This window comes from Psychrosphaera sp. HA2-10 (assembly GCF_055693745.1).
In genome coordinates this window covers 2,865,364-2,878,865 of sequence record NZ_CM146341.1, presented here as the reverse complement: position 1 = coordinate 2,878,865, position 13,502 = coordinate 2,865,364, and the positions used below count along the sequence as shown (strand labels likewise).

The window sequence follows — 13,502 nt, the reverse complement described above, 5'->3', positions numbered from 1 at the left end:
AATTTATCTATGCCTCGCCAAATAACATCGTGTACTTGTAATTTTAACTGTTTAGATTCACTATTAACAGAACAACATGTTGATAATAATAATTATAGGAAAAAGGGAATGCGTGTACTAATCCGCTTAATGACGCTTGCGCTTGTTATTAGTTCACTTCACATATCTTCATTAATAGCTGATACATTAACGATCCGCAAAGATGCGCCTTCGGAATATGTCGTGAAGAAAGGTGACACACTATGGGATATATCAAGTTTATTTCTAAACGATCCATGGTTATGGCCAAAATTGTGGAAATTCAATCCGCAGATTAAAAACCCGCACCTTATATACCCAGGTGATCAACTAAAACTAGTTTATGAGGCAGATGGTTCGCCAAAGTTGGTCATGGCTAAACGATCGTTTAGCTTATCTCCGCAAAAACGCATTGCCTATAAAAAAGACGAACCTATTCCAATGGTCCCTTTAAATGCAATCGAATCCTTTTTGAGTTATGAACTGGCACTTGATGAAGACACATTGGAGAGCCTGCCTTACGTACTAGGTACAGATCGCACTGTAAAAAGAGCATTACCTGGAGACTTACTCTATATTAAAGGTGATTTAAAATCTGAAAGTAAATTTGCCATATATCGTAAAGGTAAGGCGTATGTTGATCCAGACTCAGAAGATATTTTAGGTTATGAAGCTGTGCTTGTTGCAGTCGCCGATTTAATTAATTCAGGTGATCCTTCAGAGGGTGTGCCCGGCAAAATCAGAATAACGACAGCCAAACAAGAAGTAAGAGCAAGTGACGTTGTTATGCCCATTCGACAAGGACAAGACTTACCTGCCTTCTTTAAAATGGCAAAAATTGATACTGAGCTAGACGGCACGATTGTGGCGACGCCTTCTGATTTAGCCGGCGTAAGTAAATATGATGTTGTTATTATTAACAAAGGGCAAGATTCTCAGGTTTTAGCGGGCAATATCCTTACGATATCTCGCAAATCACCAACTGTAGTAGATCAAGGTCTTGGTCCTAAATATCAAGAAGACGCAACTAGATACGAAAAGTTTGTTGGTGTTGTTAAGAACCTATTTAGAGGTGATGAACACAAAGGGATATATGACATGCCATATGAGGAAGTTGGACAAGTCATGATTTTCAAAGTTTATGAAAAAGTAAGTTATGGAATTATAACAAAAAACTCATCACCTATTTATGTTGGAGATAAGATAAACACTCCTTCTTTGTAGGTGATCCAAATGGAGCGCTTATTAAATGAGAGAGTGGCTGATTCTGTTGCAATGTCCTGGACTGGGCGTTGCAACACTACTTAGGTTATGTAAGGAGCTAAAGAGCTTAACAGAGTTGTGTTATCAGTCGAATGAACAGTTAAGCAAAATGGGCTTATCTTCAAAGCAGATTACCTTCTTACAGCAAAGTATTAAGCATCCATCTAATTACCTCGTTAACACTGAAAATTATATTATCCGTCATCAAATTAAGCTGGTTTCTATAGAAGATGAGCTTTATCCCAATAGTTTAAAACAAACATCAAGACCGCCAATTGTTTTATTTGCTCAAGGTAATATTGAATTATTGTCACAACCACAAATTGCATTTGTTGGTTCACGCGCCCCAACGGCTTATGGTATTGAGGTCACTAAATATCTTGCTTCTGCTTTAGTAAAAAACGGAATAGTCGTCACAAGTGGTCTTGCGCTAGGGATTGATGGTGTGGCACATCAAGCAACTATAGATGCTGGTGGCTATACAATAGCTGTTATGGGTTCTGGGCATGCGAATATATATCCCAAAAAGCATAGGCAACTAGCTGTAGATATAATTACTAAAAATAGTCTTTTATTATCAGAGTTTCTTCCATTCGATACGCCACAGTCTTTTCATTTTCCTCGCCGCAATAGAGTGATTGCAGGGTTGAGTTATGGAACTGTTGTAGTTGAAGCTGCTTTAAAAAGTGGCTCGCTAATAACTGCAAAATATGCGTTGGAGGCTAATCGAGATGTTTTTGCTGTGCCTGGAAATATATTTAGTCCTGTTTCAACGGGTTGTCACAATCTAGTGCAACATGGCGCTAAGCTTGTTCAATGTCCGGCCGATATATTAGAGGAGTATGAACAGCTGATCTGCTCTCGTGATTTAAACGTATCTGATTCAAGTAGTTTTAGTAATATTGATAAAAACAACTTGGCAGAGTCACAAATGTTAGCTAGTGTTGATCATGAAGCCACCTCAGTTGATGTCATTTCACAACGTTCAAATTTGCCAGTGGATCAGGTATTAAAAGAATTGTTGGAATTGGAAATTTTGGGGCGTATAAACGCCGTGCCCGGCGGATATATTAAGGTAAACACTAACTCTAATAATAAATAACAAAGGGGCAAGTTATGTTTGATATCCTTTTGTACCTTTTTGAAAACATTGTCAACGATAGCGCTGAGTTATGGGTTGACGAAGGCGAGCTTACCAAAGAGCTCAAAAAGGCTGGTTTTCATGAAGACGATATTTATAAAGCGCTAATGTGGTTAGAAGATCTTGCTGACCTGCAATCTAACGATATAGCACCTTTCATTATTGGGCAAACCGCCCTTTCTACTCGTATCTATACGGTTGCAGAAACAATGAAGTTAGATACTGAGTGTCGAGGCTTTTTGTTATTCCTAGAACAAATTAACCTGTTAGACGTAGCAACAAGAGAAATGGTTATAGACCGCGTTATGGAGCTTGAAGAGTCTCAAATTGGACTTGATGACTTAAAATGGGTTGTATTAATGGTCTTGTTCAATGTTCCAGGTAAAGAAGCTGCATTTGAGCAAATGGAAAACCTCGTGTTTGAGGAGCCTGCGGGTCTACTCCATTAAAAATGGGCGTTTAATATAAAATTTCATTGCTAAAACAAATGGAGTGGCTAAGATCCACTCCATAGTCTTCACAACATTCTGGTATTTATGACTTCTGACTCGAAGGTCAACCTTTCATCTAATCAAACTAATAAACAATACTGCCCAAAATGCGAGGCTGAACTGAGTATAAAATCGGGTAGCAAAGGCGCTTTTTGGGCTTGTTCTGGCTATCCCGTTTGTGATTTTACTAAACCAATGTCAACGCAATCAGAAGTGCAAGTTGTAAAAGTTTTAGATGATGTGTGTTGTCCTATTTGTGAAGATGACCTTGCAGTTAAATCGGGCCGTTATGGCATGTTTATTGGTTGCATGAACTACCCTACCTGTAACTTTATTGTTAAAGAAGACGACGATGAAGATTACGAACCCGTTCCTTGTATAGAATGTGAAAAAGGAGAGCTTCACCAGCGGTCAGGCAAAAAGGGCAAGGTGTTTTATGCATGTGACCAATATCCTAAATGTGACTTTCTTTTGAACGATAAGCCTCTCAACGAGAGCTGTCCTTCGTGCGAAAGTCCTATACTTGTGGTAGATAAAAATAATATCAAACGCTGCATAGTTAAAACATGTAATTATGAAATCGAATAAGTCACTAACACGATACAATTTGAGCAAAGAAAATGACGGAATCAACTTTAATAAATCCTACAAATGAAATTGAAGCATTACAGCAAGGCTGTTTAATTGTTTATCCTACTGAGGCGGTTTGGGGTATTGGCTGTGATCCGGATAATGAAGAAGCGGTTATGAAGCTATTAGCAGCTAAACAACGTCCAGTAGAGAAAGGTCTTATATTAGTGGCGCAAAACCTATCACAGTGTCATGACTACTTCGATTTTGATAAAGTTCCAATTGAAAAGCGTCCAGAAATCTTTTCGTCTTGGCCAGGCCCTGTTACTTGGTTGCTGCCAGCTAAAGCATCTGCACCTAAATGGATTACCGGCGGTAGTGATATGATAGCTATTCGTATCAGTGCGCACCCTACTATTCAGCGAATCTGTCGAACGTTTAATAAACCGATTGTATCGACTAGCGCAAATAGAACAACTGAACCGGTCTGTAAAAACTTGGCAGAAGCAATAAAAGTATTTGGTTCGCAAGTCGCCATTTATGTCGATGAGGCATTAGGGGGAAGTGAAAAGCCTTCAGTTATTAAACATTCAATCACCGGTGAAGTATTTAGGAGTTAAGTTTTGCAAGAGCATAAGTTACTGGAACAAGCGAAGTCCTTTTTTATGGAGCTTCAAGACTATATTACTAACCAGTTAGCCGACATGGATGGCGGTCAATTTGAACAAGATCAGTGGGAACGAGAAGAAGGTGGCGGTGGCCGAAGCCGAGTTCTCAAAGACGGTGTTATCTTTGAACAAGCGGGTGTTAATTTTTCGCATGTATTTGGTGCGAATATGCCTTCATCAGCAACAGCACATAGGCCAGAGCTAGAAGGTCGAAGTTTTAATGCTTGCGGAGTGTCTCTCGTTATTCATCCGCGTAACCCACATATACCAACGACACATGCAAATGTAAGGTTTTTTATTGCCGAAAAAGAAGGTGCTGAACCCGTATGGTGGTTTGGTGGTGGTTTTGATTTAACGCCTTATTACCCTATCGAAGAAGATGTGGTTCATTGGCATCAAACCGCATTTGATCTTTGTCAGCCGTTTGGGAAAGATGTTTATCCAAAATATAAAAAGTGGTGTGACGAATACTTTTATTTAAAACATAGAGACGAGACTCGAGGCGTCGGTGGATTATTCTTTGATGATTTAAATGAATGGGGCTTCGATAATTGTTTTGCATTTACTAAAGCGGTCGGCAACGGTTTTATAGATGCTTACAAGCCAATAGTTGAGCGTAGAAAAGATTCAAGCGTTTCAGACTCTCAAAGACAATTTCAATTATATCGCCGCGGGCGTTATGTAGAGTTTAATTTGGTTTATGACCGTGGAACCCTATTTGGCCTTCAAACTGGAGGGCGAACAGAGTCGATATTAATGTCGATGCCGCCTTTAGCACGATGGGAGTACCAATACTCTCCTTCTGATGGCTCTGCAGAAGCTGAGCTTTATGAAAGGTATTTGAAACCACAGAATTATTTGAATTTATAAAAGCGAATATTGCGAGATGACTAAAAAAGGCACTTAATTTAAAAGAGTGCCTTTTTTATTACTGATTAATCATATGAGCAGCAAGTTGATCAAACTTCATTCTCAAATCGGCTTTAAGTACTGGGTCGTCTTCTAAAACTATGTCTAAAGCATTAGTCATACAAATCATCCATTGCTGATACATTTTATTGTCAATAGCAAATGGAAGATGACGAGCTCGAAGACGTGGGTGCCCATACTTTTCAACAAACAAATCAGGTCCCCCTAACCAGCCACTTAAAAACTCATAAAATTTAATTCTAATTGCGTTCATAGGCTTTGGATGGATATCATGAAGCTCTTTTGCTTCTATATTTGTTTCCATTTGGTCATAAAAGGTATTTGCGAGCAATAGCACTTTGTCTTTGCCCATGCGCTCATAAGGGGTCCGCTTAGGCGATAAGTGTGAATGGTATTGATTAGACTGGGTTGTTTTAGAGCCCATTAGTTTTGATTTCAGTTTATTTAACATAAGAAACCTATGAATAAGTTTTTAGTAATTGGTAATCCAATCGCGCACTCGAAGTCGCCTATTATACATCAACAGTTTGCAGAACAGTTGAATATTAAAATGACTTACGATAAGTGTTTATTGGAGTCTGATGAGTTTGAAGTAGAAATTAAAAAGATGTTTGCGGATGGGCTTTCGGGAGCCAATATTACTTATCCATATAAAGAGCGGGCTTACAAGTTATGTGATCAGGTATCAGCGCGCGCTGAGTTATCCAAAGCGGTTAATACTCTTTATATGAAGAGTGGCGTTTTGTGTGGGGATAATACCGACGGTCAGGGTTTGGTGCAGGACTTATTATTTAATAAGTTAGAGTTGCAGAATAAACATATACTTATAATAGGTGCTGGTGGAGCTGTTAGAGGATGCATACCATCATTATTAGAAGTAAAACCAGCGCACATAACCATAGCAAACCGAACAAAAGACAAAGCTATGCGAATTGTGACTGAAATGGGTAGTGACTCTCTAAGTGCAATTGGTTTGGTGGACGTAACCAATAACTACGATATCGTTATTAATGCTACTTCGTTATCGATATATAACGAAATACCTGAAATGAATCCCTGTGTATTTGAAAACGCCATAGCGGCCTATGATATGGTTTATTCGCAACAAGAAAATGCATTCTTAACATGGGCGTTGGCGAATAATAGTAGCATTAAGGTGATTGACGGCTTAGGTATGTTAGTAGAACAGGCGGCCGAAGCGTTTTATGTTTGGCACAAAGTTCGACCCAATACCGAAAAAATAAGAAACTTTTTAGTTAATAGTTAATAGTTAATAGTTAATAGTTAATAGTTAATAGTTAATATAAGAGCTTAGTTAACGCTCTTATATTAACTAGATATGGCAAAGTCGGTATTAGTTAGCTTGTTCTTCTATATATTCATTTTTTAACAACACATAATTATTCGAAGAGATTGTTAAAAATGCCCTTTCGTCTTCTTTTAGTTGTCTTGCTTGCTTGACTGGGTTCCCAACATAAAGATATCCACTTTCTAGTCTTTTATTAGGTGGAACTAAAGAGCCCGCGCCAATGATTACATCAGATTCAACTACCACACCGTCCATAATGATCGCGCCCATACCGACGAGTATACGATCACCTAACTCGCACCCGTGCAACATGGCTTTATGTCCAATCGTTACATCCTCACCTATTATTAGCGGGTTGCCAGTTGGGTTACCTTGAGACTTTCTAGTAACGTGAAGCACACTTCCGTCTTGAACGTTAGTGCGGGCACCTATCGAAATTGTATTAACATCGCCTCTAGCCGCAACTAGTGGCCAGATACTTACGTCTTCGCCTAAAGTGATGTCACCATAAAGAACAGCACTATCATCTATGTAACAGTTTTCTTTTATTGTAGGTGTTATACGTTTATAAGATTTAATGTTTCTCATGATTAGCTCCCATTAGCTAAGGTAAGGCCCAAATATCCTACTTTTTGAACAAATAAGCCAATAAATATGCGGTTTGTAGTTATTATAGCCAAACAAAAAAGTTTTTCAAAAAAGCACTTGCGCAACGGAATTAGATCTCTATAATGCGTCCTCGTTGTCAGGGAGACATCAAACAGCTCGAAACGTTAAGTAAAGGTTGTGAGATGAGGCTCAAAACGGTTTAGAAAACTTCTTCAAAATATTGAAAAAGATTTGATAAAAACGTTGACAACGAATTAGGGAAGTGTAGAATGCGCATCCCGGTTGAGACAAGGTCTCGACCAAGAGCAGAAAGGCTCTGAACGTTCTTTAACAATTTGTAATTAATTATTTGTGTGGGCACTCCGAAGAGTAGTAACAAACACGCTAGAGTTTCTTAGGAAACAGGCTAGCACTTGTAAACTATTGATTGAGTGTCTGAACGAAAATTTATTTGAACAGAATTCAATGAGTAGCGATTAAACTTTTAAGTGAAGAGTTTGATCATGGCTCAGATTGAACGCTGGCGGCAGGCCTAACACATGCAAGTCGAACGGTAACAGAACTAGCTTGCTAGTTGCTGACGAGTGGCGGACGGGTGAGTAATGCTTGGGAATTTGCCTTTAGGTGGGGGACAACAGTTGGAAACGACTGCTAATACCGCATGATAGCTACGGCTCAAAGGGGGCTTCGGCTCCCGCCTTTAGAGAAGCCCAAGTGGGATTAGGTAGTTGGTGAGGTAAAGGCTCACCAAGCCGACGATCCCTAGCTGGTCTGAGAGGATGATCAGCCACACTGGAACTGAGACACGGTCCAGACTCCTACGGGAGGCAGCAGTGGGGAATATTGCACAATGGGCGAAAGCCTGATGCAGCCATGCCGCGTGTGTGAAGAAGGCCTTCGGGTTGTAAAGCACTTTCAGCGAGGAGGAAAGCTTAGTCGTTAATACCGGCTAGGTGTGACGTTACTCGCAGAAGAAGCACCGGCTAACTCCGTGCCAGCAGCCGCGGTAATACGGAGGGTGCGAGCGTTAATCGGAATTACTGGGCGTAAAGCGTACGCAGGCGGCCATTTAAGTCAGATGTGAAAGCCCCGGGCTCAACCTGGGAACTGCATTTGAAACTGGATGGCTAGAGTGCGACAGAGGGTGGTAGAATTTCAGGTGTAGCGGTGAAATGCGTAGAGATCTGAAGGAATACCAATGGCGAAGGCAGCCACCTGGGTCGACACTGACGCTCATGTACGAAAGCGTGGGTAGCAAACAGGATTAGATACCCTGGTAGTCCACGCCGTAAACGATGTCTACTAGCAGTTTGACTCTTAAGAGTTGTCTTGCGCAGCTAACGCATTAAGTAGACCGCCTGGGGAGTACGGCCGCAAGGTTAAAACTCAAATGAATTGACGGGGGCCCGCACAAGCGGTGGAGCATGTGGTTTAATTCGATGCAACGCGAAGAACCTTACCATCTCTTGACATCCATAGAATTTAGCAGAGACGCTTTAGTGCCTTCGGGAACTATGAGACAGGTGCTGCATGGCTGTCGTCAGCTCGTGTTGTGAAATGTTGGGTTAAGTCCCGCAACGAGCGCAACCCTTATCCTTAGTTGCCAGCACGTAATGGTGGGAACTCTAAGGAGACTGCCGGTGACAAACCGGAGGAAGGTGGGGACGACGTCAAGTCATCATGGCCCTTACGAGATGGGCTACACACGTGCTACAATGGCAAGTACAAAGGGTTGCGAACTCGCGAGAGTAAGCGGATCCCATAAAGCTTGTCGTAGTCCGGATTGGAGTCTGCAACTCGACTCCATGAAGTCGGAATCGCTAGTAATCGTGGATCAGAATGCCACGGTGAATACGTTCCCGGGCCTTGTACACACCGCCCGTCACACCATGGGAGTGGGCTGCAAAAGAAGTAGGTAGCTTAACCTTCGGGAGGGCGCTTACCACTTTGTGGTTCATGACTGGGGTGAAGTCGTAACAAGGTAGCCGTAGGGGAACCTGCGGCTGGATCACCTCCTTATAAACGAAGTTACACCTTTAGAGTGTTCACACAAATAATTAATTACGAATAATGAGCGAGAAAGCTGCAAGCTGTTAGCTGCATTCGAGAGTTTGTAGCATAAACGATAGGCCTGTAGCTCAGCTGGTTAGAGCGCACCCCTGATAAGGGTGAGGTCGGCAGTTCAAGTCTGCCCAGGCCTACCAAATCATCGATTTGGAATAATCGTTTTAATGACGTGACTTCAGTATGGGGCTATAGCTCAGCTGGGAGAGCGCTTGATTTGCATTCAAGAGGTCCGCGGTTCGATCCCGCGTAGCTCCACCATACTGACACTCAGTTTCTCGATTCAAAACCCTAAACCATACACATTAGTTAGTGTGCATCGTTTAGAGTTTTTTATAAACTCATGCTCTTTAACAATTTGGAAAGCTGATAAAAAAATAAGGTAAACATTATTGTTTATTTATTTGTTATTCAACAACTAAAAAAATAATTTTGATTATCACTGTAAGAGAAAACTCAAGCGTTATTTATGTCAGGTTCTTGACCTTATACAAGTCAAGTAACCAATAAATATGACACATAAACTACGACTGAATTTGCGAGAGCATTTAAGGTTGTATGGTTAAGTGAATAAGCGTATACGGTGGATGCCTTGGCAATTGGAGGCGATGAAGGACGTGTTAATCTGCGATAAGTCTGGTTAAGGTGATAAAAACCGTTATAAACCAGAATTTCCGAATGGGGAAACCCACCCTTTTTAGGGTATCGTATAGTGAATACATAGCTATGCGAAGCGAACCCGGAGAACTGAAACATCTAAGTACCCGGAGGAAAAGAAATCAACCGAGATTTCCTAAGTAGCGGCGAGCGAACGGGAAACAGCCGAATCAGCATGGTTTAGTGGAATGCTCTGGAAAGTGCAACGATAGTGGGTGATAGTCCCGTACACGACAAGCCATGTTGGACATATTAAGTAGGTCGGGGCACGAGAAACCTTGACTGAAGATAGGGGGACCATCCTCTAAGGCTAAATACTCCCAATTGACCGATAGTGAACCAGTACCGTGAGGGAAAGGCGAAAAGAACCCCTGTGAGGGGAGTGAAATAGAACCTGAAACCGTATACGTACAAGCAGTAGGAGCAGACTTGTTCTGTGACTGCGTACCTTTTGTATAATGGGTCAACGACTTATATTTTGTAGCAAGGTTAACCGAATAGGGGAGCCGTAGGGAAACCGAGTCTTAACTGGGCGAATAAGTTGCAAGGTATAGACCCGAAACCCGGTGATCTAGCCATGGGCAGGTTGAAGGTTGAGTAACATCAACTGGAGGACCGAACCCACTAACGTTGAAAAGTTAGGGGATGACCTGTGGCTAGGAGTGAAAGGCTAATCAAACCGGGAGATAGCTGGTTCTCCCCGAAATCTATTTAGGTAGAGCCTCGGACGAATACTTACGGGGGTAGAGCACTGTTTGGGCTAGGGGGCCATCCCGGCTTACCAACCCCATGCAAACTCCGAATACCGTAAAGTAATATCCGGGAGACACACGGCGGGTGCTAACGTTCGTCGTGGAGAGGGAAACAACCCAGACCGCCAGCTAAGGTCCCAAAGTTTATGCTAAGTGGGAAACGATGTGGGAAGGCTTAGACAGCTAGGAGGTTGGCTTAGAAGCAGCCACCCTTTAAAGAAAGCGTAATAGCTCACTAGTCGAGTCGGCCTGCGCGGAAGATGTAACGGGGCTAAGCATAACACCGAAGCTGCGGTAGCGAATTTATTCGCTAGGTAGGGGAGCGTTCTGTAAGTGGCTGAAGGTGCATTGAGAAGTGTGCTGGACATATCAGAAGTGCGAATGTTGACATGAGTAACGATAATGGGGGTGAAAAACCCCCACGCCGAAAGACCAAGGGTTCCTATCCCATGCTAATCAGGGTAGGGTAAGTCGGCCCCTAAGGCGAGGCAGAAATGCGTAGTCGATGGGAAACAGATTAATATTTCTGTACTTTTAATCATTGCGATGGGGGGACGGAGAAGGCTAGGTGAGCACGGCGATGGTTGTCCGTGTGAAAGTATGTAGGTAGGCTGCTTAGGTAAATCCGGGCGGCTAATACTGAGATACGAGACGAGTCACTAAGGTGATGAAGTCATTGATGCCATACTTCCAGGAAAAGCCTCTAAGCTTCAGATGATTAAGAACCGTACCCCAAACCGACACAGGTGGTCAGGTAGAGAATACTAAGGCGCTTGAGAGAACTCGGGTGAAGGAACTAGGCAAAATGGTACCGTAACTTCGGGAGAAGGTACGCCCACATTAGGTGAAGGCACTTGCTGTCGGAGCTGAAGTGGGTCGCAGTGACCTGGTGGCTGCAACTGTTTATTAAAAACACAGCACTCTGCTAAATCGAAAGATGACGTATAGGGTGTGACACCTGCCCGGTGCCGGAAGGTTAATTGATTGGGTTATCGCAAGAGAAGCTCATGATCGAAGCCCCGGTAAACGGCGGCCGTAACTATAACGGTCCTAAGGTAGCGAAATTCCTTGTCGGGTAAGTTCCGACCTGCACGAATGGTGTAATGATGGCCACGCTGTCTCCACCCGAGACTCAGTGAAATTGAAATCGCAGTGAAGATGCTGTGTACCCGCGGCTAGACGGAAAGACCCCGTGAACCTTTACTACAGCTTGACACTGAACATTGAGCCTACATGTGTAGGATAGGTGGGAGGCTATGAAACTTGGACGCCAGTTCAGGTGGAGCCATCCTTGAAATACCACCCTTGTATGTTTGATGTTCTAACATTGGCCCCTTATCGGGGTTGTGGACAGTGTCTGGTGGGTAGTTTGACTGGGGCGGTCTCCTCCCAAAGAGTAACGGAGGAGCACGAAGGTTTGCTAAGTACGGTCGGACATCGTACGGTTAGTGTAATGGTAGAAGCAAGCTTAACTGCGAGACAGACACGTCGAGCAGGTACGAAAGTAGGTCATAGTGATCCGGTGGCTCTGTATGGAAGGGCCATCGCTCAACGGATAAAAGGTACTCCGGGGATAACAGGCTGATACCGCCCAAGAGTTCATATCGACGGCGGTGTTTGGCACCTCGATGTCGGCTCATCACATCCTGGGGCTGAAGTCGGTCCCAAGGGTATGGCTGTTCGCCATTTAAAGTGGTACGCGAGCTGGGTTTAGAACGTCGTGAGACAGTTCGGTCCCTATCTGCCGTGGGCGTTGGATGATTGAGAGGGGCTGCTCCTAGTACGAGAGGACCGGAGTGGACGAACCGCTGGTGTTCGGGTTGTCATGCCAATGGCATTGCCCGGTAGCTACGTTCGGAATCGATAACCGCTGAAAGCATCTAAGCGGGAAGCGAGCCTCGAGATGAGTCATCCCTGACAGTTTAACTGTCCTAAAGGGTCGTTGAAGACTACAACGTTGATAGGTAAGGTGTGGAAGTGCTGTGAGGCATTAAGCTAACTTATACTAATTGCCCGTGAGGCTTAACCATACAACGCTTAAGTGTTCTCCTAGAGAGATAATCAAGGTTACCTTATTTTATTTAGCTTTCTAATTGTTAAGACAATTTAAGTAAGCGGTGTTTATTAAACATCGATTACAAACAGCTTTGCCTGGTGGCAATAGCGCTGTGGAACCACCTGACTCCATTTCGAACTCAGAAGTGAAACGCAGCTGCGGCGATGGTAGTGTAGCATTTGCTATGCGAGAGTAGCTCACCGCCAGGCTCCCAATTGAATAATCCCATAACCGAAAGGTTGTGGGATTTTTTCGTTCTAGGCGTTAAACAATTAAGGCGGCTCGCTAACGCTCTAGATTGCTCGTTCCCGACGCAATCAACCGACTGCGTCCATGCAGTCGACCCGCCAGGCTCCCATTCGAAGAAGCCCGTTATCTTATGATAGCGGGCTTTTTTTCGTTTAGAATTCCTTAAAACCATCACGGTGGCCACTCTTAGGCATCCTGCCTGCGCGGCACTTGAGCATCCTGCTCTGCGCAGTCGCTGCAACTCGTGTGTACTTAATCTATTTGTTTTTCAGAAAGTGCGTATAATTCATATATTAAATTAATTCAGGGTCATATATGTTTACTTTAGATCATCGCATAGAGCGAGATTCAATTTTGATTGCAGATATGCCGATTAGCCAATTGAGAATACAAGATGATCAACGCTATCCTTGGCTAGTTTTAGTTCCGAAAATAGAGGGTGCGACAGAGCTTCATTCGCTTAAGATTGAGCAAGCTCAACAGTTGATAGTAGAAAGCAATGCAGTTGCTAAAGCCTTAAAAGCCGTGACGCAGTGTAAAAAAATCAATGTTGCTAATTTAGGAAATCTCGTAGAGCAATTACATTGGCATATAGTGGCAAGGTTTGAAGATGACTTAACCTGGCCAGGACCTATTTGGGGAATTGGTAAAGCAGAACCATGGGACAAAAAAAGAGACTCGCTTTCGTTGAGTCTCTTCTTAAAGAAATTCAGTTAAATAAAAAT

10 protein-coding genes, 2 tRNA genes and 3 rRNA genes are annotated in these 13,502 nt (G+C 42.9%); 13 read left to right on the top strand and 2 right to left on the bottom strand.

All coding sequences use genetic code 11. The features are described 5' to 3' along the window. Positions 1–108: 108 nt before the first annotated feature. From ACZ1GV_RS13065 to hemF, 6 genes are all read left to right on the top strand, one after another. On the top strand, positions 109–1,242 hold the full coding sequence (locus ACZ1GV_RS13065; protein ID WP_472674543.1) for a LysM peptidoglycan-binding domain-containing protein: 1,134 nt from the start codon (positions 109–111) through the stop codon (positions 1,240–1,242). 25 nt (positions 1,243–1,267) lie between these two features. Beyond that, complete coding sequence (gene dprA / locus ACZ1GV_RS13060; RefSeq protein ID WP_472674542.1) at positions 1,268–2,383, top strand: DNA-processing protein DprA; 1,116 nt, start codon at positions 1,268–1,270, stop codon at positions 2,381–2,383. A gap of 14 nt (positions 2,384–2,397) precedes the next feature. Next, complete coding sequence (locus ACZ1GV_RS13055) at positions 2,398–2,871, top strand: DUF494 family protein (protein ID WP_472674541.1); 474 nt, start codon at positions 2,398–2,400, stop codon at positions 2,869–2,871. Positions 2,872–2,958: 87 nt separating this feature from the next. Continuing rightward, positions 2,959–3,501: a DNA topoisomerase family protein gene (locus ACZ1GV_RS13050; protein WP_472674540.1), complete on the top strand. Its 543-nt coding sequence runs from the start codon at positions 2,959–2,961 to the stop codon at positions 3,499–3,501. A gap of 32 nt (positions 3,502–3,533) precedes the next feature. Next, positions 3,534–4,103: an L-threonylcarbamoyladenylate synthase type 1 TsaC gene (gene tsaC / locus ACZ1GV_RS13045; RefSeq protein WP_472674539.1), complete on the top strand. Its 570-nt coding sequence runs from the start codon at positions 3,534–3,536 to the stop codon at positions 4,101–4,103. A gap of 3 nt (positions 4,104–4,106) precedes the next feature. Then, positions 4,107–5,021, top strand: coding sequence for an oxygen-dependent coproporphyrinogen oxidase (gene hemF, locus ACZ1GV_RS13040; protein WP_472674538.1), 915 nt, complete (start codon positions 4,107–4,109; stop codon positions 5,019–5,021). A gap of 58 nt (positions 5,022–5,079) precedes the next feature. Here hemF and ACZ1GV_RS13035 read toward each other — a convergent pair whose 3' ends face one another. Next, positions 5,080–5,532 carry a group II truncated hemoglobin gene (locus tag ACZ1GV_RS13035; protein WP_472674537.1) on the bottom strand — a complete coding sequence of 151 codons (453 nt, stop codon included), beginning with the start codon at positions 5,530–5,532 and terminating at the stop codon, positions 5,080–5,082. 9 nt (positions 5,533–5,541) lie between these two features. On the opposite strand from ACZ1GV_RS13035, the gene aroE reads away from it, so the two are divergent. After that, positions 5,542–6,348 carry a shikimate dehydrogenase gene (gene aroE / locus ACZ1GV_RS13030; RefSeq protein WP_472674536.1) on the top strand — a complete coding sequence of 269 codons (807 nt, stop codon included), beginning with the start codon at positions 5,542–5,544 and terminating at the stop codon, positions 6,346–6,348. Positions 6,349–6,435: 87 nt separating this feature from the next. On the opposite strand, the gene ACZ1GV_RS13025 is transcribed toward aroE, so the two are convergent. Beyond that, on the bottom strand, positions 6,436–6,978 hold the full coding sequence (locus ACZ1GV_RS13025) for a gamma carbonic anhydrase family protein (protein ID WP_472674535.1): 543 nt from the start codon (positions 6,976–6,978) through the stop codon (positions 6,436–6,438). Between the two features lie 506 nt (positions 6,979–7,484). Between ACZ1GV_RS13025 and ACZ1GV_RS13020 the strand changes: the two genes are divergently transcribed. From ACZ1GV_RS13020 to ACZ1GV_RS12995, 6 genes are all read left to right on the top strand, one after another. Further along, positions 7,485–9,018 (top strand): 16S ribosomal RNA (locus ACZ1GV_RS13020). A gap of 108 nt (positions 9,019–9,126) precedes the next feature. Beyond that, a tRNA-Ile gene (locus tag ACZ1GV_RS13015) sits at positions 9,127–9,203 on the top strand. Positions 9,204–9,248: 45 nt separating this feature from the next. Next, a tRNA-Ala gene (locus ACZ1GV_RS13010) sits at positions 9,249–9,324 on the top strand. Positions 9,325–9,623: 299 nt separating this feature from the next. After that, positions 9,624–12,502, top strand: a 23S ribosomal RNA gene (locus ACZ1GV_RS13005). A 120-nt stretch (positions 12,503–12,622) separates the two neighbouring features. Continuing rightward, positions 12,623–12,737, top strand: a 5S ribosomal RNA gene (gene rrf / locus ACZ1GV_RS13000). Together the 16S, 23S and 5S rRNA genes with 2 tRNA genes alongside form the textbook arrangement of a ribosomal RNA operon. A 355-nt stretch (positions 12,738–13,092) precedes the next feature. Further along, positions 13,093–13,494 carry an HIT domain-containing protein gene (locus ACZ1GV_RS12995; RefSeq protein WP_472674534.1) on the top strand — a complete coding sequence of 134 codons (402 nt, stop codon included), beginning with the start codon at positions 13,093–13,095 and terminating at the stop codon, positions 13,492–13,494. The last annotated feature ends 8 nt before the right edge of the window (positions 13,495–13,502 follow it).